Origin of the sequence: Paenarthrobacter nicotinovorans (genome assembly GCF_021919345.1) — a bacterium.
Taxonomy (GTDB): domain Bacteria; phylum Actinomycetota; class Actinomycetes; order Actinomycetales; family Micrococcaceae; genus Arthrobacter; species Arthrobacter nicotinovorans.
In genome coordinates, this window is the sequence record NZ_CP089293.1 from 3,285,281 (window position 1) to 3,308,323 (window position 23,043).

Here is a 23,043-nt window from a genome sequence, read left to right on the forward strand (position 1 = left end):
GGAGGAGCATGACCGGTCTTATGTTGCCTCTAGAATGTTCTTTGACTTGACAACATTCGCATTGGGGGAACTACTTGCATAACGTCACCGCTGCCAACGTGCGCCTGGACAGCCTTACGGGCCTTCGTTTTTACGCGGCCTTGATCGTGGTGCTCTTCCACACTGCAAAATACTTGGAACCGGCAGGGCCAGCTTCTAAGGTCGTCGGCCTCGGCTATACCGGGGTGAGTTTCTTCTTTGTGTTGTCCGGTTTCGTCCTTGCCTGGTCGAGAAAGCCAGGACTGCCCAATTCTCAGTTCTACTGGCGGCGGTTCGCTAGGGTGTGGCCGCTGCATGCCCTTACGACCATTTTCGCTATGGTCACAGCCCTATTCATCACCGGCGCAACCATCAACTGGGCTGCTCTCCCTGCTGTCCTGACGCTCACGCAAGGATGGTTCCCGGCGGGCGACATAAGGTACGCCTTCAACGGAGTCTCGTGGTCCTTGTCCTGCGAGATGTTCTTTTACCTGGTGTTCCCATTCGCGTTCCAAGCTCTGCGGTTCCTGCGTCCGGCGCGAGTCATGGTCATAACTGCTGTATCAATGGTTGGCGTCGCAGGGATCTGCGTACTGGTGTTTCCTACAAGCCAGTTGGGGTACCTGCTCTACACCCTTCCCGCGTTTCGACTGGGTGAGTTCATCATTGGCATCTGCTTGGCTACCTTGATCAAAAATGGCTGGACTCCTAAGTTCACCCTCAGTCATGCCCTGCTCTTCTCAGCGGGGCTTTACGCCATGATCATGCTGGCAACAGACGTGGCCTTGAAGGATCCGGAACGTATGCCGTACGTGGTTGCGGACCTTTGGATGCTGCCCGGGTTTGCGGCTATCATCGCTGCTGCTGCTTCGCGCGATATACGAGCCACAGGCGGTCACTTCGCGGCCCGCCCCATAGTCAAGCTTGGCGAGTGGTCATTCGCGCTCTATCTGGTCCACGAGCTGTTCATTCTCAGCGCAGCTCCTGCAATCAATAGGCTTCCGAACGTTGCAGGAATCCTCGCCTCTGGCGTGGTGCTCATTGCTGCGGTTCTTGGATCAGCAGCTTTGCATGAGTGGTTCGAGCGCCCGGTAGAGAAGCAGATTAGGCATTGGGCTGGACGTGGAGCAGTGCGACCGTCCAGGGGCCGCAGGGCCTTTGTCAGGTAGCACCGAAGTTCACCACCTAATCGCTCTCGAAGAGCACGCCGAAGCCAGAGAGCGGCGAGGATCTGACAAAATCGGGAGCCAAGTTGTCGAAGGCGATGCCTAGGGGCCCTCCAATTGTCAGCCCCCCCCGAAAGAGAGAGTGGTCCTGTCGTGGTCTTGTTCGGGTGGAACTGCAGCTCGGTGTTGGAGGCCACCTGCGCCAGCTGTACCACTGTCAGGGGATATTCGAACGGAAACTCCGGATCCAGTCGAACTACCGGAACACGCTGTACCAGTTCAGCTTCGTCTCTGATTGTGAGGAATTCCGCCCTAAACATGTCGCCGTTTCCGTATGTGACGCTAACCAGCCGGCCCATCGGCGGACATTCCACCTTGCAGTCAGCGTCCGGTTCGATTACCCAGCAATTGTCGATAATGGAAGCACGCGGCCTGCCCGACGTGGTCGGCATCTCAAAGTTCAATTGGAGCTCACCGTGCGCGTTTTTGGAGAACCACACTATCTTGCGGTCCCCGGCCTGAATAAGCACGTCAGTGTCGAGAAAAGCATTACCGCCTACGACCGCGAGGATCGACCTTCGCATCCAATCAAAGCGACCGGACACTGAGAGTCCGCGGCCTTTACCTTCGGCCTTATAGCGCCTCAGTTGGTCATCGGTGTAGCTTCCGTTGTCTGCCTTATCTGCATGCTCCCGGCAGAGTGCAATCATCCCTTCAGGACGATGGCGCTTTTCCACTCTGAACGGAGGATCAAAGTGATGCCACGTCAAATATGGGCTTCCGCAGACATCCCCATCTACATCGATGGGACAGTGAAACCCCACCTCCTCCCTGAGGATATCGAGCACCTTGCTAGGAATCTTTCGCGTCACCATGCACCTCAGTAAAGCCCAGGCGTAGCGGATATCAAAAGACCCGGTCCTCGCGTTTCATTCGGCGTGACGCGGGTCGAGGAAACAGCTAGGTACCCGTGCACTGAAGCTCAATTGGTTTCGACTTTTGGGGGACTCATGCACGCGGAAATGGTCTGGACGCTGTCTGTCGTTGGTGCCTTCGTTGCTGGTGTTGTCGTGATCATCGTGCGGGAGTCCTCAGAAAAGATGCCATCGCCGGCCACTCAGTGCCCCAGTGCCAGCATGAATACTCAGAGCCCGAGACCGGCAACGCCCTGAGACGGAGCGTGGTGGGGCTTCCCCCGCCCGCCCCGCTAGGTGCGCGGACCTGTCGATGGAGCGGGAAGCCACCGCCTTGGGTAGCCAAGATTGCGCCTGTGAACACCCTTTCCACACCACCCCCGCCACTGACTGGTACGGCCTTACGGCTTAGTAGACGTCATTGGGGAAGCTTCCCTGTGTGACCACGATCCTGTCGACGTCGACCTCTTCCAGGCTCGCGGTTCCGTTGGGGTCGGTGAACGGGTTCACGGTGAGCCCTGTTGATGCTGCGGCAACAGTGGTCGTGACGATCTTCCAATGCCACTGATCATAAATCGGCCGGTACTCTGTCGAGTTCATCAGGGCCGAGACGGTGTCAACCACGGACACCCGCCCTGCTGTTGCTGGCTTGCCTGATGGGATGTCCATGCGGACCGCCACCGTCACGTCCTTGCCAGCGACGAGCGCGGGCGGGATGGTCTGGAACAGCTTCGCGGAAGCGTGGGCAGCCGTCTTTGCCACCTTGTAGCTGTATCTCTTGGATTTCTTTATGGCCGTGGACTGCGAGTGGGTCACGTTCTTTCCGTACCATCCGGCCAGGACGAACCCGCCTGGCACGCTGGTGTCCGTCAAGTCCCCATTGGTGAGCATGTTGCGACGGGACGTGTAGAGGCTAGGTGTCGTGGAGGTGGCTGGCTGCCCCACTGTGGTGTTCTGGAAGTGCCGCATAACCTCGGCAAGCCACACGAGATGGCCAGCCGCCGTGGGGTGCAAGCCGTCACCCTGAACAAGAACGGTGTTGACGTCCCGCCCATCGCGGAGGACCACCATGTGCGCATCAATGAACGCGTAGCCGCGTTCGGCGGCGATCCTGCGGTACATGTCTACACGGACGCCGGACTTCTGCGCGGATGCGCTGCTGCCCGGGTTCTGAGACATAAGGACGACTGACGCGGACGGAGCCCAAGTTCGGATGGTTTCGAGGTTCTGGACGTACCGGTCCCGCATCTGCCGTAACGTGTCTGTCGAGAGCTCGTTGTGGCCGTGGGAAAAGATGATGACGTCCGCGTTTGCCGGGGTGACCAGCGTGGCGTAGCCGGTAACCGGGTAGGCAGAATCCTTGCCAGCAACAGAACCCATCCACAGGTTGATGTTGCGCGCACCTGTACCGGTGATGGTGACAGGGTTGTTGTAGGCAACGCTCCCGTCGCGGTACCAGCGCGTCACGATGTTGTGCGTAGGAAACAGCGCCGCCAACTCTGCTGGTAGGCCCATGCCCCACGTCGTGGTTGCGCCTTGGGCCACGGTTGAATCCGAGATGATCAGGATATTGACATCGCTGGCACCCGTGTAGATGCGACCCAATGCATCCTGGAGCGCGGAGGTGGTCGGGCCGTACTTCGCCACCGCCTCGGTCTTGTCCAGCTTGGCTGTGACCGAGGAAGTATCAGCCTTCCCCGCGAGGGCAGCAGCGCTGGCATAAGTGGCATTAAGCGCCGTGGCGCCCGGCTGAGACGGATTGCACCTAGTTACAATCGGGGACCTGTCCTCGCGAAACCTAACGATCCGCCAGTGCACGAGGCTGCGCCAGCACCGCCGTCGTGCGTTTCTGATCGCTTTCGCGACTGAGCCTAACCCCGCCCGACCTCCCAGGCCCGCATTCCATCCGCGAGCTCTCCCGCGTGCGTGTGGTGGAGGTAGTGCTCGCCGGGGATGGGCACCACGGTGCCGTCGGTGACGCTGGCGGCCTGGCGCCGGTGCAGCTCGAGCCACTCCGGGTTCTGTTTGTTCTCCGCAACCGCGAACAGCAGCAGCGGCAGATCCTTCGGGAAGCCGGTTCCCAGGGCGCGCTGGAAGTTCGAGCCTATGTGCTCCATCTCGTTGAGGTACGTGGGCGACATCGAATTCCGGTTGGTGAGCATCTGCATCTGCTCACGCGCGTATTCGGTATAAACGGGGTTGTCGTCGGAGCTGGTCACAGCTGTGATGAGCCGGAGCAGGCCAAGGTTTTTCGCGACAGACATCAGGCCTGTAGGGAACTCTGTATCCATGCCTGGTTGCCCCGGGACGGAAGTGTCAATGCCGACAAAGGCGCTGACTTCCTCCGGGTAACGGTTGGCGTAGTCGATGCCGTAGAGACCGGCGATGGAGTGCCCCATCAGGATGTAGCGATTGACGTTGAGAGCCTGGAGGGCCCCATGAACTTCCTGCACGATGTTTTCGGTAGTCCGGTCCCGGTCAGTGCCATCACTCAATCCGTAGCCCAACGGCTCCACCACAATCACCCGGTGGTCCTTGGAAAGATCGCGGACCAGAGGTGCGAAGTCCAGCACCGGCGACGACGTCCCAAAGCCCGGTAACAGGACGACGTCCTTGATGCCGCTGCCGGTCACCAGGACGTTGATCTTCCTGCCGTCCACCTCCACCCGCTGACCATAGGATTCAATCCTGCTGCTCTCGGAATTGCTCGCCACTACGTTCACCACGCTGGTGGTCGCCAACCCCAGCGCCACCACGGCTCCAATCGCAGAGACTGTCACGAGTAGTTTCTTTACTGCCCTCTTCAAACATGCCTTCCCAGTGCGCGCCGTGCGCCCTGTATCCAGCCTCGCTTGTCCCGGCGGCGAGCGCGTCACCCCAGGGTGCTCACTTGGGTAGTCCGTTCGGGGTACGAGGACTTCCTCCTTGGGATGACACCCGGCGCAGACCCCACGCAAAAGCCGGCGGTAGCAACGCCGTCGTGATCCCCGGTGCCTAACCGATGATCGGCCGTTCCTCGGGGAGCATGAACAACCTCGGCCGGGATGCCAGCGCGATGGCTGAGGCAACGGTGACGGAGCCGATGCGGCCGGTGAACATCAAGGCCATCAGCACCCATTCTGCGGTGGGCGGCAGGTGGTAGGTGATTCCTGTACTTAGGCCCACCGTGCCGAACGCGGAGATGGTTTCGAAGAGCACTTTCTCCAGGCTGTAGTCGGTAACCATGAGGAGCAGCAGTGTCCCCAGGACAACGGCTCCTACACCCAGCAAGGCCACGGTGAGCGCTTGCCGTTGGGTGGATGAGCTGATGGAGCGGTGCGCGATGGTGACCTGCTCGCGTCCGCGAACCTCGTTCCAGATGGCGAAGCCCAGGACCAGGAACGTGGTGATCTTGATACCGCCGGCGGTTCCTGCGCTCCCGCCGCCGATGAACATCAGAATGTTGGTGACCATCAGCGTTTCCGGGGTGGCTACGCCGTAGTCAATGCTGTTGAAACCGGCCGTCCTGGGAAACACGCCCCCTGCCAGGGAACCCAACAATTTGCCGGTGAAACTTAGCGGCCCCAGCGTCTCCGGGCGGTTCCATTCGAAGGCCGCGAACAGCACTATGCCCGCGCCCAGCAGCAGCAAAGAACCGTAGACGGTCAGCCGGAGATGCACGGTCCAGTTCTTGAACTTGAGGCCGGTCCTGAACAGCTGGATGATCACCGGGAAACCCAGTCCTCCAGCAACGATGGCGGCACAAATGGGGACGATGATCCAGGGGTCTTCAGCGAATCCGATGAGGTTGTCGCTGTACAGGGCAAAGCCTGCGTTATTAAAGGCGGAAATCGCATGGAAGACCCCATGCCAGAGGGCCGTGCCGGGGTTGTCGTCATAAGCGATCCAGAAACGTACTGTCAGGATGAGCGCCGTGCACGCCTCGAAAACGGCCATAATTTTGAGGACCTTGAAAAGGACGGACTTCACGTCGCCGAAGTTCAGGGTGTGGGTCTCGGACTGGGCCACCAGCTGGCCACGCAGGCCAATGGTCTTCCGCACAAACAATGCCAACAGGGTTGCCAGGGACATGATCCCGAAGCCACCCACCTGAATCAGTGCCAGGATCACCCCATGCCCGAAAGGCGTCCAGTACGTAGCAGTGTCAACGGTGATCAGACCGGTGACGCACACAGACGACACCGCGGTGAAGAACGCTGTGGTGACGATATCGCCGCTGTCGCCTGTCCTCGATATCGGCAGCATCAGCACGCCCGCGCCGACGATGATCACCGCCAGGAAAGCCAGAGGCACCAGACGGACCGGATGCAGCAGCCCCGACACCAAGCGCTGCCCTTGGTCAGCAACAGCCAGTTGCAGCGGGCTGCGGCGGATGAGGGAGCGTTCAGTCATGCCCGATCTTCCTAATGGGTAGGCTTCCGTGCCGAAGCTAGCACCGATCAGCTATGGATTGGCGGGAAGCGGGCAGATCTTGACGAATCCTTAACGCCCCCGCGTTAAGAGCGCATCAAGATTTCCCACGTCCGCATTAAGGAACCGTAAGGAACGTCTTTTCAGCACTTTTGCGGGAGTTGACTGTCATCAGCCCCGCAATCGGGGCACTGATGAAAGGACGTTCCAGTGGCCGACGTGGCTGTTGTGGTGATTCTTGTGGTGAGCATGGGAATCGTGATGTGGGTGGCCCACCTGTTGGGCATGATGGTGGACGGCGAAGGCCCGGTGAGTGGGCGATGAACGCGGACGCGATCATGTGGGTCAGTCTGTTCATCCTTGGCCTGGCCCTTGCAGGGTACCTGCTGGCTGTGCTCCTCAACCCGGAAAAGTGGTGACCCCGGGTGGTCTTCAGTACTGCATCCTTCATCACCCAGATAGCCGTCCTGGTTCTGGTACTGCTTCTCCTTCACAAGCCTTTGGGTGTGTACATGGCCCGGGTCTTCACAGGTACCAAACACTCAAAGCCTGAAAAGGTCCTCTACCGCCTGGCCGGAGTGGACGCCGGGACTGAACAGAGCTGGTCTGTATATCTGCGCAGCGTTCTGCTCTTCTCGTTGATCTCCATTCTTGTGATCTTCGCGTTGCAGCGTCTCCAAGGCGTGCTGCCGGGCAGCAATTCCCTGCCGGGCGTGGACCCTTGGGTTGCCATGAACACGGCGATCTCGTTCGTCACCAACACCAACTGGCAAACATACGTTCCCGAGGCCACCGTGGGCATCTTCGTCCAGATGTGCCTGCTCGCCGTACAGAACTTCCTCTCTGCCGCGGTGGGAATCGTGGTGGTCGTGGCCCTGATCCGCGGCATCGTCAGGACCACAACAGACCGGTTGGGCAACTTCTGGGTGGACCTCGCCCGCGCTTCGTTCCGCATCCTGTTGCCCATCGCGACCGTAGCGGCCATCGCCTTGGTGATTGGCGGCGTCGTGCAGAACTTCTGGTCCACCGACGTCACGAACGCCGCCACCGGCGCCGCGCAGACCATTCCCGGCGGTCCCGTGGCCTCACAGGAAGCCATCAAAGTCCTGGGCACCAACGGAGGCGGCTACTTCAACGCCAACTCAGCCCACCCCTTTGAAAACCCGAGCGTCTTCACCAGTCTGTTCCAGGTTTTCCTCATTCTCCTCATCCCTTCCGCACTGCCGTACATGTACGGGCGGATGGTGGGAGACCAGCGCCAGGGCTACACCGTCGCCGCCGTCATGGGTGCCCTCTGGTTGACCTCGACGTGCCTGATGGCTTGGGCCGTCTCCTCCGCACAAGGAACGGCGACGGCGGCAGCCGGCGGCCTGGGTGAAGGCTTCGAACAGCGCCTGGGTCCGGCGGCCAGTTCCATCTTCGCCGCGTCCACAACCCTGACCTCCACCGGAGCGGTGAACGTCGCCCACGACTCGCTGCCTCCCTTGGCCGGCGGCGTCGCGATGCTGAACATGATGCTCGGCGAAGTGGCACCCGGCGGAACAGGATCCGGGCTCTACGGCATGCTGGTCCTGGCCATCATCGCTGTCTTCATCGCAGGGCTGATGGTGGGGCGGACCCCGGAATTCCTGGGCAAGAAGATCAGCCCCCGCGAAATGAAAATCGCGGCCCTCTACATCCTGGTAACCCCCACCCTGGTGCTGGTACTCGCTGCTGTCTCGGCACTCCTGCCGGAGGTGATGGCCAATGCCCCGGCATCAGGACCGCACCAGTTCAGTGAACTGCTTTACGCCTTCACCTCCGGTGCCAACAACAATGGTTCAGCCTTCGGCGGCATCACCAGCTCCGGCCCCTACCTCTCCACCCTGTTGGGGCTCGCCATGCTGTTGGGCCGGTTCCTTCCCATCGCCTTGGTCCTTGCGCTCGCAGGTTCCCTGGCACGGCAAAGGAAAATCCCGGTCTCCTCCGGCACGGTACCAACCCACGGCCCGCTGTTCGGCTCCCTGCTGCTGGGCGTGACCGTGATCCTCACCGCGCTCAGCTACTTCCCCGCCCTGGCTCTGGGCCCCCTCGCAGAAGGACTTATCAAATGACCAACTCCAGCACGGCTCCGGCCGCGGAGACCGAAAAACCCGGCCACCCCGTTGACGCTCCGCCCGTTCCACCGGAACATAAGCACCACACCAAGGCGCCGGCCAAGCTCAATGCCGCCGCGCTTCGGGCTGCCCTCCCGGTCGCGTTCAAGAAGCTCGATCCCCGGCAGATGATCCACTCCCCCGTCATGTTCGTCGTGCTGGTGGGAGCAGCGGCCTGTACCGTGATCAGCGCCGTGAAGCCGGACATTTTCGGCATCGCAGTCACCGCGTGGCTGTGGTTGACGGTGCTGTTCGGAACACTCTCCGAAGCCATCGCCGAAGGCCGCGGAAAGGCCCAGGCGGACAGCCTCCGGGCAAGCCGCCAGGGTGTCACGGCACGGCTGCGCCAGGACGATGGAAGCACCAAAGTGGTGGCCGGCACTGACCTGAAGCTCAACGACGTCGTCATCTGCGAAGCCGGGGACGTCATCCCCTCCGACGGCGAAATCATCGAAGGCCTGGCCAGCGTGGACGAGTCCACCATCACCGGCGAATCAGCACCGGTCATCAGGGAGTCCGGCGGCGACAGGTCTTCGGTGACCGGCGGGACCAAGGTCCTCTCCGACAGGATCGTCGTGCGCATCACCGCCGAGCCCGGAGAGACGTTCATCGACAGAATGATCAAGCTGGTGGAGGGCGCCGTCCGGCAAAAGACCCCCAACGAGATCGCCCTTCACGTCCTGCTCGTCTCACTGACCATCGTGTTCCTGGTAGTGACCATGGCCCTGGCGCCCTTCGCATCACTGGCGAACGCCACTCCGTCTCCCATCGTGCTGGTTGCGCTGCTGGTCTGCCTCATCCCCACCACCATTGGTGCGTTGGTTCCGGCCATCGGCATCGCGGGCATGGACCGGCTGGTGCAGCACAACGTACTGGCAACATCCGGCCGAGCAGTGGAAACAGCCGGCGACATCACCACGCTGCTGCTCGACAAGACCGGCACCATCACCTACGGGAACCGGCGTGCCGTGAACTTCTTCCCGGCCAACGACGTCGAACTCGATGAACTCACCGCCGCCGCCCGGCTCTCCAGCCTGGCCGACGAAACACCGGAAGGCCGGTCCATCGTGGAGCTTGCCGATGCCCGCGGTATCGGCGGTCCCGACCTCGCCGGACTGCGCACCGCCTACTCGGACATCACGGTTGTGGAGTTCACCGCCAGCACCCGGATGAGCGGGCTGGACCTGGACGGTCGCCTCATCCGCAAAGGCGCCGCGTCCGCCGTCGGGCATTTTGTCACCGACGCCGGCGGTCGCCTCCCGGCTGAAGTCCAGCGCCGCGTCCAGGAGATTTCCGCCCAAGGCGGCACACCGCTGCTGGTAGCCGAAAGCACGCACGACGGCGGCGCACGGGTTCTGGGAACAGTTCACCTTGCCGATGTGGTCAAGCCGGGCATGAGAGCCCGCTTCGCCGAGCTGCGCGCCATGGGAATCCGAACGGTGATGATCACCGGCGACAACCCGGTGACGGCCAAAGCGATCGCGGCGGAGGCCGGCGTCGACGACTTCGTTGCCGAAGCCACGCCCGAGGACAAACTCGACGTCATCCGCCGGGAGCAAAGTGAAGGACGCCTGGTGGCCATGACCGGAGACGGCACCAACGATGCTCCGGCGCTGGCGGCAGCGGATGTGGGGGTCGCCATGAATTCCGGTACACCGGCGGCCAAAGAAGCAGCCAACATGGTGGACCTCGACTCGGACCCCACCAAACTGATCAACATTGTGGGCATCGGCAAGCAGCTGCTCATTACCCGGGGAGCTTTGACAACGTTCTCCGTGGCCAATGATGTTGCCAAGTACTTCGCCATTGTCCCGGCGCTGTTCACGGCAGCCTTCCCCGGGCTCGGACTGCTGAACATCATGGGGCTGGCCAGTCCGGCGTCGGCGATTCTGTCAGCCGTGATCTTCAACGCCCTCATCATCATTGTCCTGGTCCCCTTGGCATTGCGGGGCGTGAAGTACAGGGCAGTGTCAGCCAACCAGGCCCTGGGCCGGAATCTGCTGCTCTACGGATTGGGCGGTCTGGTTGCCCCGTTCCTCGGAATCAAACTCATTGACCTGGTCTTGTCCCTCATCCCAGGCATCGGCTAGGAGCCACCCATGAATACCATTTCCGGATACCTTCGCCAAGCAGGCACCGCAGCCAGGTTCCTGCTGCTGGCAACCATCGTGCTGGGTTTGCTCTACCCCCTGGCGGTCTTCGGCGCAGGGCAGCTGGTTGCGCCGTTCCAGGCCAACGGATCCATCGTGAAAGACTCCGCCGGGCGGCCGGCAGCATCAGCGCTCATAGCCCAGACCATGGCGGACGAGTCAGGAACGCAGAGCCCCCAGTGGTTCCACGCCCGGCCGTCCGCCGTCATGTGGGACCCGGCGTCGTCCTCGGCCAGCAACCTTGGACCCAACGATCCCAAACTCCTGGACGCCGTGAACAGCAACCGTGCAGCTATCGCGGCAGCGGAGGGCGCCAACCCAGCCGACATTCCGGCGGATGCCCTCACGGCCAGCGGATCAGGGCTGGACCCGCACATTTCAAAGGCCTACGCGGATCTCCAGGTCCAGCGGGTTGCCAAAGCCCACGGACTCGAAGCCGGCGACGTTCAGACCTTGGTGGACCAGCAGACCAGCAGCGGGCTCGAGGCCTTCCTCAGCCAGCCGTCGGTCAACGTGACCCTGCTGAATCTGGACGTCGCCCGGCTGGCCGCGAACCCGTGAGTAGCTTCGGTTCCCGAGTGGAAGAATGAGGACATGGCGCGGGCAACACTGAGGATTTTTCTGGGAGCAGCACCGGGCGTCGGCAAAACTTACGCAATGCTCGAAGAAGCCCACAGACTGCTGGGCCGCGGCGAAGACGTGGTGGTGGCCTTCGCCATGCACCACGGACGCGCCGATACCCAAGCGCTCACCCAGGGGCTGGAGATCGTGCCGACCCGGTCCATCGAGTACCGGGGAAGCACCTTCGAAGAGATGGACCTGGACGCGGTCCTGGCCCGGCGCCCACACACCGCGGTCGTGGACGAGTATGCCCACACCAACATTCCCGGGAGCCGGAACCAGAAGCGCTGGCAGGACATTGAGGAATTGCTGGACGCCGGCATCAATGTCCTGTCCACGGTGAACGTGCAACACCTGGCCTCCTTGGGCGATGTTGTCAGCGCCATCACCGACGTCAAGCAGGCCGAAACCGTCCCGGACGACGTCGTGCGCCGCGCTGACCAGATCCATCTGGTGGACATTTCGCCCGAGCTGCTCCGGCAGCGCCTGGGCGATGGCAAGATCTACGATGCCGACAAGATCGACGCTGCCCTGTCCAATTACTTCCGGGTGGGCAACCTGACAGCACTGCGGGAATTGGCGCTGCTCTGGCTCGCTGACCGTGTGGACGAAGGATTGGCGCGCTACCGGGCAGAGAACCAGATCGAGGAAAGTTGGCCTGCCCGCGAGCGCATCGTCATTGGACTGACCGGGGGCGCCGAAGGCGAAGTACTGATCCGGCGTGCCGCGCGGATCCTCAAGAGGGTAAACGGCGGTGACCTCCTGGCCGTCCACGTCCGGGCCGCTGACGGTGTGGCCGCCGAGTCCCCCCAGGACCTGGAAGCCCAACGCACCCTGATCAAGGACCTCGGCGGCAGCTACCACACCGTCTCCGGAGAAGACCCTGCCAAGGCACTGCTGGACTTCGCCCGGAGTGTGAACGCCACCCAGATCGTGGTGGGAGTATCACGCCGCAAATTCCCCGCGAACCTCCTCAGCGGTGGCGTGGGAAGCCGAGTCGTCAGAGGATCCGGCGACATCGACGTCCACATGGTCTCCCACCCCCTGGGAGGCCGCGGCCTGGAGCGCACCCGCAAACGCGACCTCGGGCGTGTGCGTGTAGCCGTCGGTTTTGCCATGGCCGTGATCGTTCCGGTGCTGCTGCAGCTGGTGCTTGCTGCGGCCCCAACCCACAACATTGCCACGGCAGTGCTGATCCAGCTCAGCGGCTCGGTAGCCGTTGCCCTGGTGGGTGGCTTGTGGCCCGCCCTTCTGGGTGCGCTCTGGAGCAGCGTCCTGGTGAACTACTTCTCCATCCCGCCGATGGGGACACTGACCATCAGTGACCCACAGAACCTCCTGGCCCTCCTGGTGTTCGCCGGAGTTTCTTCCGCGGTGGCTGTGGTGGTGGACCTCTCCGCTCGGCGCTCGAAGGAGGCAGCACGCGCACGCTCTGAAGCAGCCACCCTGGCAGACCTCACCCGCGGGGCAACCACCGCAGAAGACCCCGTGCAGGATCTCCTGGAACAAGCACTGGAAGTCTTCCAGGTCCACGGCGCGGCACTGTACGTTTCCTCTGCCGGGGACAACCGGCAGCTCCGGCCGTCCCCAGCAGAGCCGGAATGGCGCCGCATCGCAGCAGCGGGCAGCACCCAAGGTGACCAGGACGACGTCGACAACATTGAACAGGTGGACAGCACCACCAGGCTGGTCCTCAGCGGCAGGATACTGCCCGCCAGCGACCGTCGGCTCCTCGGAGCCTTCGGCGCGCATCTGTCCGCTTTGCTCGAACGTGGCCAGCTCGCCGCCACCCGCCGGGAAGTGACGCGGCTGGCCGAAAGCAACACCATGCGGACCTCCATCCTCAGGGCCGTTTCGCATGACCTCCGCACACCCCTGGCGGGCATCAAGCTCGCTGTTGGAGGGCTGCGCCAGCCTGGCGTGCAGTACACCGAGGACGAAGAGCAGGAACTGCTGGCAACCATCGACGAATGCTCGGACCGCTTGGACGGGTTGGTCGGCAATCTGCTGGACATGTCCCGCATCACTTCAGATTCCGTCAATGCCCTCATCAAGCCCCTGCGCTGGTACGACGTGATCCCCGCAGCCCTGCATGGCATCGCACCTGGACGGGTCCGGGTGGACCTGCCACCCAACATGCCCGAAGTGGACGCCGGCATGCTGGAACGGGTCATCGCGAACATCGTGGAAAATGCCGTGAAATACGCCCCTGACTCCGAGGTGGTCATCGCCGGCGCCGCGGGAGGGTTCAGCACCACAACCTTGGACGGCAGGCCCGCCGGCGAACTGCGCATCATTGACCACGGCCAAGGCGTCCCGGCCAGCAACGTCCTGAAAATGTTCCAGCCCTTCCAACGGCTGGACGATGTTCCTGCGACCACGGGAGTGGGCCTGGGCCTTGCCGTAGCCCAAGGATTCACCGAGGCCATGGGTGGCACACTCACCGCCGAAGAAACACCCGGAGGCGGACTCACCATGCTCATCAGGCTCCCCCTCTCCACAGGCCCCGCCCCGGACCTGCCGCAACGCCCCGCGGCTCCCCCTGTTACCGCACTGCCTGCCCCGAAAGGCCCCTAGTGAACATTCTGGTCGTGGACGACGACCCCCACATTGTCAGGGCGCTCGCCATCACCTTGAAAGGCCAGGGATACACGGTGGTGACCGCCACCGATGGAGAGTCCGCCCTTCGCGCCGCCGCCCAACGGCCCATCGCGGTGATGATCCTGGACCTCGGCCTGCCCGACATGGACGGGAACGCCGTCATCGCTGCAGTGCGTGAATGGAGTGCTGTACCGATTCTGGTGCTCTCCGCCCGGCACGGCTCCAACGACAAAGTGGAAGCCCTGGACGCAGGGGCTGACGATTACATCACCAAGCCCTTCGGGTTGGAGGAACTCCTGGCAAGGCTGCGGGCGTTGTTGCGCCGAAGCACCGAACCCAGCGAAGAGATCACCAGGGTTGAGACCAGCTCCTTCACAGTGGACCTGGGCAAGAGGCAAATCACCAAGGCCGGCCAGGACGTCCGTATGACACCCACGGAATGGAACATCCTGGACATCCTGGTCAGGAACCCGGACAAGCTCATCACCCAGCAGCAACTCCTCACGGAAGTCTGGGGCCCTGCCTACGCCAAGGAAGCCAACTACCTCCGCGTCTACATGGCCCAGCTCCGCCGAAAACTCGAAAAGGAACCGGGGAGCCCCCGGCACCTGATCACCGAGCCAGGGATGGGCTACAGGTTTGTCCCCTGAGTCCGGCAGGTGCCCCGCACCGCCGTCGTCATTCTCAAGCTTTTTCGGCAGCCGCTTTCAGGTCTGCGGCGAACTGGGTGAAACTGGCGTCGAAGGACGGAATCTTATTGGCGAAGAGCGGGAAGACGGGCCCGCCTATCTTCTCCGCCATCTCGAAGCGGGACCGGCCGTCGTTGGTCTCGGTGATGGTGTAAGTCCGGGTTCCCAGAGCGTCACCCCAGGCGAGCTTGGCAGGCGCTTGGAATTCCTTGACTTTGAGTTTGAACGTGCGGCTGGGGTCCAACGTGGACACCAAGGCGATCTTCGATCCCGGGGCAATCTCACCGTCCACTGACACCACCGTGGAATTCCACGTGGGGTAATTCCCGGCGTCGGTCAACAGCCGCCACACCTTGGAGGGAGGCGCGTCGATGAGAGTGGCTACCCGCGTCTCACGACTGAATGTCTTGCTGGTAGTGGTGGCAGTTCCATCGGATATCTCAGACATGGCTTCCGGCTCCTCTACGCGGGAATGCGGTGATGATGATGATGCTACAGGTGCGCTGCTACATTGAAAGCCATGATTTGGGGAGCCCGTAAATTATTTGCTGCTGTCACTGGCGCGGCCCTGCTGGGGAGTTCCCTGAGCGCTTGCGTTGGACCACAGCCAGGCTCCACCACTTCGCCGCTCCCCACGTGCCGGGCCGCCTTTCCTTCGGCACCACCTGAAGGCATCCTGGCGGGCGTGAATCTGGACTGGGAGCACGAAACCCTTGAGCAATACGCGGCGAACCTTGGGCAACGGCCCGCTGTCACGGTGACGTTCACCGACTTTCCCATGTCGGGGACAGATAGAGGCAACGTTGAAGCCGCGTTCGAGCAGATCCGTGCCAACGGCGGGACGATGCTGCTCACCCTCGAGCCCAAGCAAGGGTTGGCTTCCGTCACACCGGAGGTTGCCGTCGATTTGTCAACCATGCTGGCCCGCTTCAACAACGCGGGCGTTCCCGTGATCGTCCGGTTCGCCCACGAGATGAATGGGTCCTGGTATGCCTGGGGCCAGCAACCCACGGCCTACGTGGCCGCCTATCAGCGCGTGGCCACAGCGATTCATGCAAAGGCGGCAGGAAGCGCCATGATGTGGGCGCCGAACTATGGCGGCGGATACCCCTTTAGCGGCGGTAAGTATCAAGCCGTAGCCGGAACACCGGAGTTCGCTGCGTTGGACACCAACAAAGATGGCGAAGTCACCGGCGTTGACGATCCCTACGCCCCCTACTACCCCGGGGATGATGCAGTGGATTGGGTGGGCATGTCCCTCTACCACTGGGGCAATACCTACCCTTGGGGTGCCAACGTCATTCCCGAACAGGGCAAATTCCTTCAGCAACTGACCGGCAACTACAACGGTGCCGGCGGCGACGATCTCGCCGTCCCGGACTTCTATACCGAGTACGGGACCGCCCGGAACAAACCCGTGGCCATTCCTGAGACTGCGGCCCTCACGGTCGCATCAGGCGAGGGTGCCGACGCTTTGGCCATTAAAGAGGCCTGGTGGGGTCAGCTCTTCGATCCGGCCATCCCCACGGACTACCCCGCACTGAAAATGATCAACTGGTTCGAATGGGACAAGAACGAGGTTGAGGTGAAGGCCACCGTGGACTGGACGGCAACCAAAAATCCCCAGGTGCGCGAGGCGTACACGGCGGCCCTCCCGGACTGGTTCACCTTCGCCGACGCTCCCGCAGCATGTTCGCCCGCCGGAGACGCACCATCCTGAGCCCCTGCGCGCACACCAGCATTAGGGGGCCAGAGCAGGGAGATAGGGGGCTGCGGCAGGGAGCAGGCGCGGCTGGAGTGGCCTACCATTAGGCGCATGGAGACCTTTGACCCTACCGAGCACATCCGCGGGCTCCACGAGCTGGTGGCTGGCTCCGCGGACATCAAGGCTATCCTCGATGGCCTGACCCGGTTCGCATCAACTGCCATCAGCCAAGCCAGCGGAGCCCGTATCGATTGTGCCGTGACACTTCGCCGGCGCAAACGCACAGCCACCGTTGCGGGCAGCAGTGAGAAGGCTGTGCACCTGGACCATATTGAACAAACCCTCAAGGAGGGTCCCTGCCTGGAAGCCCTGGACAAGGGGCGCCCGGTGCTGCTGGCCGACGTCGAAACTGACATCGACTGGCCCGAGTACAGCCGGCTCCTTGCAGCAGAAGGCGTCCACAGCGCCCTCGGGGTGCCTATGATGCTGGGCGAAACCTCGGAGGCAGTTCTGAACTTCTTCGCGCCGGCGCCGGGACTCTTCACCGAGGACGTCATCAGGGAGGCCACCGATTTCGCGGACGTTGCCGGAAGCACGTTGCGCCTTGCTATCCGGATCGAAGCCACAGAGCAGCTGAACACGGACCTGAAGGCCGCCATGGCCAGCAGAACAGTGATTGACCTTGCCTGCGGCGTGATCATGGCCCAGAACCGCTGTGGACACGACGAGGCGTTCCAGCTGTTGACCACCGCCTCCAGCCACCGAAACCAGAAACTCCGCGTCGTGGCCGAAGAGATTGTTGAAAGAGTAACCGGGAGCAGCGACGGAAAGCTCAACTTCGAGGACTAGTTGCAGTAACCCGAAAGAGCCGCGTAACGGCCTTATGTACATCATTGGATGAATACACTCATCGATGTACTCTAAAATTATGCAGGTTCTCTCCAACGCACCGGTCCTCGCCAGATTTGGCTACGCGATCTCGGACGCCACCCGAGCCAAGGTTCTGTTGGCCCTTGCCGAGGCTCCGTCCTTCCCGTCCGACTTGGCAGACGCGATTGGCGTATCACGGCAAAGCATGTCCAATCACCTGACGTGCTTGAGAGGGTGCGGACTGGTGGTCGCGATCCCCGACGGCCGCCGTACCCGCTATGAACTCGCCGATCCCCGGCTGGGCCATGCCATCAAGGACCTGATGAGCGTCGTCCTCTCCGTCGATCCCGCCTGCTGCGCACCCGACGGGAGCTGCATCGCATGAGCACATTCCAAGGAACAATGCACCCCGCGCGCCGGCTCACCTTGATGCGCCGCATTCGGATTTTCGCTGCAGCCACCATCAGCTACAACGTCATCGAGGCCGCCGTGGCGCTGTGGGCCGGCGGCGTAGCGGATTCCTCGGCGCTGGTCGGCTTCGGTCTCGACTCAATCATCGAAGTCACGTCCGCCTTGGCATTGTCCTGGCAGTTCTCCAGCAAGGATCCGGAACGGCGTGAACATCTCACCCTCCGGGTGATCGCGCTTTCCTTCTTTGCCTTGGCCGCGTTCGTGGCCCTCGACGCCGTCCGCTCGCTGACAGGGGCCGGAGAAGCCCGGCACTCCACCGCAGGCATCATCATTGCCGCCCTTAGCCTGGCCATCATGCCGGTACTGTCCTGGGCACAGCGCACCGCGGGCCGGGAGCTCGGCTCAAGGACCGCCGTCGCCGATTCGAAACAGACGCTCCTGTGCACGTACCTTTCTGCTGTCCTGCTGATCGGACTGGTGCTCAACAGCACCCTGGGGTGGTGGTGGGCGGACGCCGGCGCCGCACTGGTCATAGCCGGTATCGCCGTCAGGGAAGGCATCAACGCCTGGCAGGGGGACAGCTGTTGCGCACCTGTGGTGCAGCGCCCGAAAGGCACGGGTGAATCGGTCACTATCGGCACCAAGGAAACGGAAGCAACAGATTCCTGCTGTGCCGGGTGTGCACCTTCGGCAACCCCGCTCCCGGGGATCTCTATCGAAAGCCGGTAGGCCGCCCGGCAGAAACAGACGCACCCTCAGCAGTGGAAGCTTCAGCCAGCCATCCCAACGCCTCCAGTCGCGACGTGAAAAACATCGTGGGGCATGGAACCTTGCTGGTGTGAAGCTGGTACTGGACCACGGTGCGGTCCACCGGGCTCTCTCCCAGTAACGCGATCCTGGACGCGGCGCACGGTTCCTCGAAGACTTCCCGCGCCCGACGGCTCAGGAACCCAGTGGCAGCCATGTCCACCAGCAGCGGGAGTTTCCGACCGTCCGCAAGTCTATTGACGGCATCCACGGCCGCACGGGCGTTCCCCGCTTCGATGCGCACGCCGTGGTTCCACACCAGATGCAGGACACCCTTTTCCAGACGGAGGACGCTGTCGTCCAACTCAATCTGTTCCATCCTGCACCTCCTACGTAACCGTCTCCTGCCCCTGCGGTGATCCGCTGGACTTAGTAAAGAACAATTATCTGCCCTGCGCCCGAGTAATCGGTACTTGCCTTTTGCCTCCGTCGACACTAGGAGATACCTACCCGTACGCGCGCAATTGGCACTGTCGTGCCATGTGTCAGAGTGGAGTCACTGATCGCGGGAAACAAGGAGCACTGTGAGTACGGAACTAGCGTGGAGCCGCGGCGAGTGGACCAACCAGCCGGCCGCCGTCGTCGAGCATGGAACCGACCTGCTGGTCACCGCAGCCGAAGGCAGCGACGCCTGGCGCGTCACCTCCTACGGTTTCGTGCACGACACCGAACACGCGCTGCTTGCCCCGTTTCCGCTGGACAGCGCCATGGAGGTTGAGTTCACCGCCGCGTTCTCGCAGCAGTTCGACCAGGCGGGGATTTTCGTCCGCGTCAGCGCCGGGCATTGGGTCAAGGCGGGCGTCGAATTCGCCGACGGCGCCGCTCAACTGGGCGCAGTGGTCACCGACCGTTTCTCGGACTGGTCTTTGGCACCGGTCCCGGAATGGAACGGCGGCCGGGTCCGTGTGCGCATCAGCCGCTCGGGCGACGCACTGACCATCCGGGCCGCGGCAGGGACCGGCCCGCTGCAGCTGGTGCGCGTGGTTCCTTTCTCCCCGGAGCTTGCCGCCTTCGCCGGCCCATTCACCTGCGCCCCCACCCGCGCCGGACTCACCGTTCCGTTCCACTCCTGGCGGGTTACTCCCCCTGACAGCCAGCTCCACTGACGATTGGCTTGCGGGGTGGTCACTTCATGAGATTATGGAGACTTCCGCAGCTTGCCATCGACGGCGGCTGCAACACAGTCGGCTCCGTAACAGTCCTATGGGGGGCACATCACGGTGGAAGATACTGCAAGTCTTTGGCGTACTGACCCTTCGACATTCCGCGACGTGGTGATCGACCGCGCCGCAGTGGTGGAAGCTGCACTGGCCGGCGATTGTCCGCCCACGGAGCGCGTAAGGTACCTGGGCTTGCTCCGCCGGGACACTGAAGCCCTGGACGAAGGCTTCAAGCTTCTACCCGACTCCCCCGACCGCCGCGAGTTGCTGCTGATTCTCGCCCAGGTCTACCAACGGCAATACCGCTGGCACGATGCCGCAGTTCTTCACGAAAAGGCGCTCCGGACCGTTCGGACACCCGACGAGGAAGCCTACGTCCGCCACCACATTGGCCGCCGCCTGTTCGACGAAGCCCGTTTCCGTGCCGCTGCAGACGAGTTCCAGTGGGCCGCGGACCTCTACCGGGTGGCCGGCAACCTCGAAGCGGTGGAAGAAAACCGCCAGGCCATGCGCCGGGCCTTGCAAGTGCACAGCGACGAGCGAAGCGGCGGACGTCCGGCGTTCGAGCTCTCCTGACTTAGTGATTAGCTGTTCGTATGCATGAACAGCTCCCCATCGTTGAATTCGCCTTCCCCGGGCCACTTCGCGATCGCTTGGTCAGTGCGATCCTGGCTGGCCGCAAGACTGCTACAACTTCCCTTCTCCACGAATACGAGGTCGGCAACGAACCGCTGCCCGTTGTCGGAAACAGGGGTGCGGTCATCGATTCGGATGGACAGAGGGTGGCGGTGATTCACACTACCGCGGTCCGGATCGTCCCACTCCGCGATGTTCCGTTGGATCACGTGCTGGCCGAAGGAGAGGGGTACGTTACGGTCACAGATTGGCTGGTCGGCCACACCGAATTCTGGTCATCAGAGCCAATGAAGGCGGAGCTTGGCGAGGATTTCACCATCACCGACTCATCACTTGTTGTACTTGAACAATTCAGGGTCGCCGGTTGACCACCGCCCTTACGTCCAACGGCTGATGTAGCATAGTAAGCAAGCTGACTATTTGCGATAGGCCGGGGGTGCCTGAATGCCTGATATGGACCGTTGGCCAACCAGCCGGTTGCTGTCTACGGCAGCGAGACTGGTGGAGCTGGCATGGAACGAAAAACTGCGCCCACTTGGCCTCACCTATCCGGCAGTGCTCACCCTCGATGCCGTGGCAACGGGTGGGCCCATCACCCCTGGAAAACTGGCCCAGAACGTCCGTGTGCAGGCGCAGACCATGGGCCCGCTCCTCAACAGACTCGAAGCCCGCGGATACATCCTCAAAGAACCCAACCGCTTTGACCGACGCAGCCAACTGGTGTCGATCACCCCATTGGGCCTTGACCTGTTGGAACAGTCCCACGGCCAGGAAAACTCGGTGCTCTCCACCATCAATCTGGACTCCGAGGGCCTGCGCGACGAACTCATGGCCATCGTGCGGGACACCCCCTTCCACTAGCTCTCAGGGGCCTGCGTAGACGGAACCCTCCGCGGCAAGGCAGTATGGAGGTACCGCTGATGAAGTCCGGCGCTCCAAAAGTCGTATCTCCACACCCCGGGCCAGCGTGACGTACTGCGATGCCCGGACCAAGCAAAAGGGCATCATGAGTGAACTTCGAATAGGCGACAGCCTCCCCGTAGACCTTCTTAGCTTCAGGGCAGCAGAATGCCTTGTATCAACAGGCGCGCCTGAATCAGAGGATGTCTGTGTTCTGGATGCAGGGCACACCGGCAACCACCTGGCTGCCGGTGCAGACATGGTAGTCAGGGCCGTCTGGAGCTAAAGGCAAAGGACAATGCCAAGGGGAAGCGACCCAGCCGGGTCGCTTCCCCTTGGCATTTAACCTACGTGCCGCAGAAAGTCCGGTACGGGCCGAAACTCTCAGGCGCCGGAACCGCGAACTTCTCCAGCCCGGGGCGTTCCGAATAAGGCGAACCGAGCGCCTCCAGCAGTTCCGCCGTCGGGCCGGTGTCCCCGTTCGTCGCAGCCGCGAGTGCCTCTTCCACAAGATGGTTCCGCGGGATGTAGATCGGGTTGACCCTGTCCATGGCATCAGCGTCGGGCTTCTGGGCCCGCCACCGCTCCAGCCAGTCGTCAAACGCCGGGAGGTCGAGAAGCACGCCGCGGACGAGTTCGGCATTCCCGCGGGCAGCTTCGCCGAGGTTGCGGAAGAACGAGGTGTAATCGGCGCGCGCCTCCTGGACCAGCCCAAGGAGGTCATCCACCAAAGGCGAGGCAACGGCGTCGTCGATTCCCTCCGGAAGCCCCAGCTTGGCTTGCAGGCCACTGAACCAGGCAGCGCTGTACTGCTGCCGGAAACCGCCCAGTGCTTCGACGGCGAGCGCCACCGCCTGCTCCTCGTCATCATGGATCAAGGGCGCCAGCGATTCCGCGAACCGGGCCAGGTTCCACTCGGCCACCACCGGCTGGTTGCGGTAGGCGTACCGGCCCTGCTCATCGATGGAGCTGTACACCGCACCGGGATCGAACCCGTCCATGAAGGCGCATGGACCGTAGTCGATGGTTTCGCCGGACACCGTCATGTTGTCCGTGTTCATGACGCCGTGGACGAAGCCCACCAGCATCCACTGGGCTACAAGCCGCGCCTGGACCGCTATGACGCCCTTGAGCAGGGCGAGGTACGGATTGTCTTCAGTGCTCGACGACGGGTGGTGGCGTTCGATTGCATGGTCGGCCAGGCGGCGCAACAGTTCGATGTCGTTGCCGGCCCTCGCGTACTGGAAGCTGCCCACCCGGATGTGGCTGCTCGCCACGCGGGTGAGGACCGCGCCCGGGAGGACCGTCTCGCGCTGGACCGATAGGCCCGTGGCGACGACCGCCAAGGACCTGGTGGTCGGAATATTCAGGGCGTGCATCGCTTCGCTGACGATGTACTCGCGCAGCATGGGTCCGACGACGGCCCGGCCATCGCCGTTCCGCGCGAATGGCGTCCGGCCGGAACCCTTCAAATGGATGTCGCGTAGCTTCCCGTCAGCGTCGGCGACCTCACCCAAAAGCAGCGCGCGCCCGTCCCCCAACCGCGGCGAATAAAAACCGAACTGGTGCCCGGAATAGCCCTGTGCCACCGGGGTTGCATCCTCCGGCAGGGCGTTGCCGATCAGCAGCCGCACGCCCTCCGGGCTCCGCAGGAAACCAGGGTCAAAGCCAAGTTCGACGGCGAGTGGTTCATTGACCAGCAGAAGCTGCGGATCCGGGGCCTCCTCCGCCCGCCACGGAACAGCCAGCTCGGGGAAGTCGCGGGCGAAGTGGCCCTCGAAGGCAATGGTCGATTCGGCGGAGTGGCTCATCAATTAAGGATAGGGCGGTTTTGGGCGGGGGTGGTAAGG

22 protein-coding genes are annotated in these 23,043 nt (G+C 62.6%); 16 read left to right on the plus strand and 6 right to left on the minus strand.

The genetic code is table 11. The features are described 5' to 3' along the window. The first annotated feature begins 74 nt into the window (after positions 1-74). Complete coding sequence (locus JMY29_RS15260; protein WP_193589909.1) at positions 75-1,187, plus strand: acyltransferase family protein; 1,113 nt, start codon at positions 75-77, stop codon at positions 1,185-1,187. Positions 1,188-1,351: 164 nt separating this feature from the next. Beyond that, entirely contained in the window at positions 1,352-1,792 is a 441-nt protein-coding gene (locus JMY29_RS15265) for a hypothetical protein (protein WP_189075347.1), read from the plus strand. A 714-nt stretch (positions 1,793-2,506) separates the two neighbouring features. On the opposite strand, the gene JMY29_RS15270 is transcribed toward JMY29_RS15265, so the two are convergent. The 3 genes from JMY29_RS15270 to JMY29_RS15280 all read right to left on the minus strand — a co-directional run bounded on the left by JMY29_RS15270 (position 2,507) and on the right by JMY29_RS15280 (position 6,490). After that, positions 2,507-3,745, minus strand: a complete 1,239-nt coding sequence (locus JMY29_RS15270) for an SGNH/GDSL hydrolase family protein (protein WP_189075348.1) — start codon at positions 3,743-3,745, stop codon at positions 2,507-2,509. 224 nt (positions 3,746-3,969) lie between these two features. Continuing rightward, complete coding sequence (locus JMY29_RS15275) at positions 3,970-4,878, minus strand: alpha/beta hydrolase (RefSeq protein WP_189075349.1); 909 nt, start codon at positions 4,876-4,878, stop codon at positions 3,970-3,972. Positions 4,879-5,092: 214 nt separating this feature from the next. After that, positions 5,093-6,490 carry a TrkH family potassium uptake protein gene (locus tag JMY29_RS15280; RefSeq protein WP_189075350.1) on the minus strand — a complete coding sequence of 466 codons (1,398 nt, stop codon included), beginning with the start codon at positions 6,488-6,490 and terminating at the stop codon, positions 5,093-5,095. Between the two features lie 338 nt (positions 6,491-6,828). Here JMY29_RS15280 and kdpF point away from each other — a divergent pair, with 338 nt between their 5' ends. The 6 genes from kdpF to JMY29_RS15310 are packed head-to-tail and all read left to right on the plus strand — an operon-like array spanning position 6,829 to position 14,665. After that, positions 6,829-6,927 carry a K(+)-transporting ATPase subunit F gene (kdpF, locus tag JMY29_RS15285; RefSeq protein ID WP_110503754.1) on the plus strand — a complete coding sequence of 33 codons (99 nt, stop codon included), beginning with the start codon at positions 6,829-6,831 and terminating at the stop codon, positions 6,925-6,927. A gap of 6 nt (positions 6,928-6,933) precedes the next feature. Continuing rightward, positions 6,934-8,601: a potassium-transporting ATPase subunit KdpA gene (kdpA, locus tag JMY29_RS15290; RefSeq protein ID WP_189075351.1), complete on the plus strand. Its 1,668-nt coding sequence runs from the start codon at positions 6,934-6,936 to the stop codon at positions 8,599-8,601. Continuing rightward, a complete protein-coding gene (gene kdpB, locus JMY29_RS15295) occupies positions 8,598-10,733 on the plus strand; it encodes a potassium-transporting ATPase subunit KdpB (protein WP_189075352.1) in 2,136 nt (711 codons plus the stop codon). Before kdpA ends, kdpB begins: the two co-directional genes overlap by 4 nt. 9 nt (positions 10,734-10,742) lie before the next feature. After that, positions 10,743-11,354 (plus strand): potassium-transporting ATPase subunit C, encoded by a 612-nt coding sequence (locus JMY29_RS15300; RefSeq protein ID WP_189075353.1) that lies wholly within the window; start codon positions 10,743-10,745, stop codon positions 11,352-11,354. A 33-nt stretch (positions 11,355-11,387) separates the two neighbouring features. Then, positions 11,388-13,991 (plus strand): DUF4118 domain-containing protein, encoded by a 2,604-nt coding sequence (locus JMY29_RS15305; RefSeq protein WP_189075354.1) that lies wholly within the window; start codon positions 11,388-11,390, stop codon positions 13,989-13,991. After that, a complete protein-coding gene (locus JMY29_RS15310) occupies positions 13,991-14,665 on the plus strand; it encodes a response regulator (RefSeq protein ID WP_079580903.1) in 675 nt (224 codons plus the stop codon). Before JMY29_RS15305 ends, JMY29_RS15310 begins: the two co-directional genes overlap by 1 nt. A 34-nt stretch (positions 14,666-14,699) precedes the next feature. On the opposite strand, the gene JMY29_RS15315 is transcribed toward JMY29_RS15310, so the two are convergent. After that, positions 14,700-15,152 carry an SRPBCC domain-containing protein gene (locus JMY29_RS15315; protein ID WP_064721482.1) on the minus strand — a complete coding sequence of 151 codons (453 nt, stop codon included), beginning with the start codon at positions 15,150-15,152 and terminating at the stop codon, positions 14,700-14,702. 237 nt (positions 15,153-15,389) lie between these two features. Here JMY29_RS15315 and JMY29_RS15320 point away from each other — a divergent pair, with 237 nt between their 5' ends. The 4 genes from JMY29_RS15320 (at position 15,390) to JMY29_RS15335 (ending at position 18,419) form a co-directional block, all read left to right on the plus strand. Next, the gene (locus JMY29_RS15320; RefSeq protein WP_189075355.1) at positions 15,390-16,424 is read left to right on the plus strand and encodes a glycoside hydrolase family 26 protein; all 1,035 of its coding nucleotides are present in this window, start codon (positions 15,390-15,392) and stop codon (positions 16,422-16,424) included. A gap of 96 nt (positions 16,425-16,520) precedes the next feature. After that, on the plus strand, positions 16,521-17,258 hold the full coding sequence (locus JMY29_RS15325; protein WP_018776902.1) for a GAF and ANTAR domain-containing protein: 738 nt from the start codon (positions 16,521-16,523) through the stop codon (positions 17,256-17,258). Positions 17,259-17,337: 79 nt separating this feature from the next. Next, entirely contained in the window at positions 17,338-17,664 is a 327-nt protein-coding gene (locus JMY29_RS15330) for an ArsR/SmtB family transcription factor (RefSeq protein WP_110503748.1), read from the plus strand. Further along, positions 17,661-18,419, plus strand: a complete 759-nt coding sequence (locus JMY29_RS15335; RefSeq protein WP_189075356.1) for a cation diffusion facilitator family transporter — start codon at positions 17,661-17,663, stop codon at positions 18,417-18,419. The genes JMY29_RS15330 and JMY29_RS15335 overlap by 4 nt, the downstream gene beginning before the upstream one ends. Here JMY29_RS15335 and JMY29_RS15340 read toward each other — a convergent pair. Beyond that, entirely contained in the window at positions 18,403-18,816 is a 414-nt protein-coding gene (locus JMY29_RS15340) for a DUF7793 family protein (protein ID WP_039242673.1), read from the minus strand. The genes JMY29_RS15335 and JMY29_RS15340 overlap by 17 nt on opposite strands. 205 nt (positions 18,817-19,021) lie before the next feature. Here JMY29_RS15340 and JMY29_RS15345 point away from each other — a divergent pair, with 205 nt between their 5' ends. The 4 genes from JMY29_RS15345 (at position 19,022) to JMY29_RS15360 (ending at position 21,154) form a co-directional block, all read left to right on the plus strand. Beyond that, positions 19,022-19,603: a DUF1349 domain-containing protein gene (locus tag JMY29_RS15345; protein WP_018776904.1), complete on the plus strand. Its 582-nt coding sequence runs from the start codon at positions 19,022-19,024 to the stop codon at positions 19,601-19,603. A gap of 165 nt (positions 19,604-19,768) precedes the next feature. Beyond that, the gene (locus JMY29_RS15350; RefSeq protein ID WP_189075357.1) at positions 19,769-20,233 is read left to right on the plus strand and encodes a hypothetical protein; all 465 of its coding nucleotides are present in this window, start codon (positions 19,769-19,771) and stop codon (positions 20,231-20,233) included. Positions 20,234-20,253: 20 nt separating this feature from the next. Then, positions 20,254-20,661, plus strand: a complete 408-nt coding sequence (locus tag JMY29_RS15355; protein WP_079580906.1) for an ASCH domain-containing protein — start codon at positions 20,254-20,256, stop codon at positions 20,659-20,661. A gap of 85 nt (positions 20,662-20,746) precedes the next feature. Then, positions 20,747-21,154 (plus strand): MarR family winged helix-turn-helix transcriptional regulator, encoded by a 408-nt coding sequence (locus tag JMY29_RS15360; RefSeq protein ID WP_018776907.1) that lies wholly within the window; start codon positions 20,747-20,749, stop codon positions 21,152-21,154. A gap of 386 nt (positions 21,155-21,540) precedes the next feature. Here JMY29_RS15360 and JMY29_RS15365 read toward each other — a convergent pair whose 3' ends face one another. Further along, positions 21,541-23,004 carry a protein adenylyltransferase SelO gene (locus JMY29_RS15365; RefSeq protein ID WP_189075358.1) on the minus strand — a complete coding sequence of 488 codons (1,464 nt, stop codon included), beginning with the start codon at positions 23,002-23,004 and terminating at the stop codon, positions 21,541-21,543. Positions 23,005-23,043: the final 39 nt, after the last annotated feature.

Coding starts and splice junctions, on each gene's coding strand:
- JMY29_RS15280 (WP_189075350.1), bottom strand. CDS start 6,490: ATGACTGAACGCTCCCTCATCCGCCGCAGCCCGCTGCAACTGGCTGTT.
- kdpF (WP_110503754.1), top strand. CDS start 6,829: ATGAACGCGGACGCGATCATGTGGGTCAGTCTGTTCATCCTTGGCCTG.
- kdpB (WP_189075352.1), top strand. CDS start 8,598: ATGACCAACTCCAGCACGGCTCCGGCCGCGGAGACCGAAAAACCCGGC.
- JMY29_RS15300 (WP_189075353.1), top strand. CDS start 10,743: ATGAATACCATTTCCGGATACCTTCGCCAAGCAGGCACCGCAGCCAGG.
- JMY29_RS15305 (WP_189075354.1), top strand. CDS start 11,388: ATGGCGCGGGCAACACTGAGGATTTTTCTGGGAGCAGCACCGGGCGTC.
- JMY29_RS15315 (WP_064721482.1), bottom strand. CDS start 15,152: ATGTCTGAGATATCCGATGGAACTGCCACCACTACCAGCAAGACATTC.
- JMY29_RS15325 (WP_018776902.1), top strand. CDS start 16,521: ATGGAGACCTTTGACCCTACCGAGCACATCCGCGGGCTCCACGAGCTG.
- JMY29_RS15330 (WP_110503748.1), top strand. CDS start 17,338: ATGCAGGTTCTCTCCAACGCACCGGTCCTCGCCAGATTTGGCTACGCG.
- JMY29_RS15335 (WP_189075356.1), top strand. CDS start 17,661: ATGAGCACATTCCAAGGAACAATGCACCCCGCGCGCCGGCTCACCTTG.
- JMY29_RS15340 (WP_039242673.1), bottom strand. CDS start 18,816: ATGGAACAGATTGAGTTGGACGACAGCGTCCTCCGTCTGGAAAAGGGT.
- JMY29_RS15355 (WP_079580906.1), top strand. CDS start 20,254: ATGCATGAACAGCTCCCCATCGTTGAATTCGCCTTCCCCGGGCCACTT.
- JMY29_RS15360 (WP_018776907.1), top strand. CDS start 20,747: ATGGACCGTTGGCCAACCAGCCGGTTGCTGTCTACGGCAGCGAGACTG.
- JMY29_RS15365 (WP_189075358.1), bottom strand. CDS start 23,004: ATGAGCCACTCCGCCGAATCGACCATTGCCTTCGAGGGCCACTTCGCC.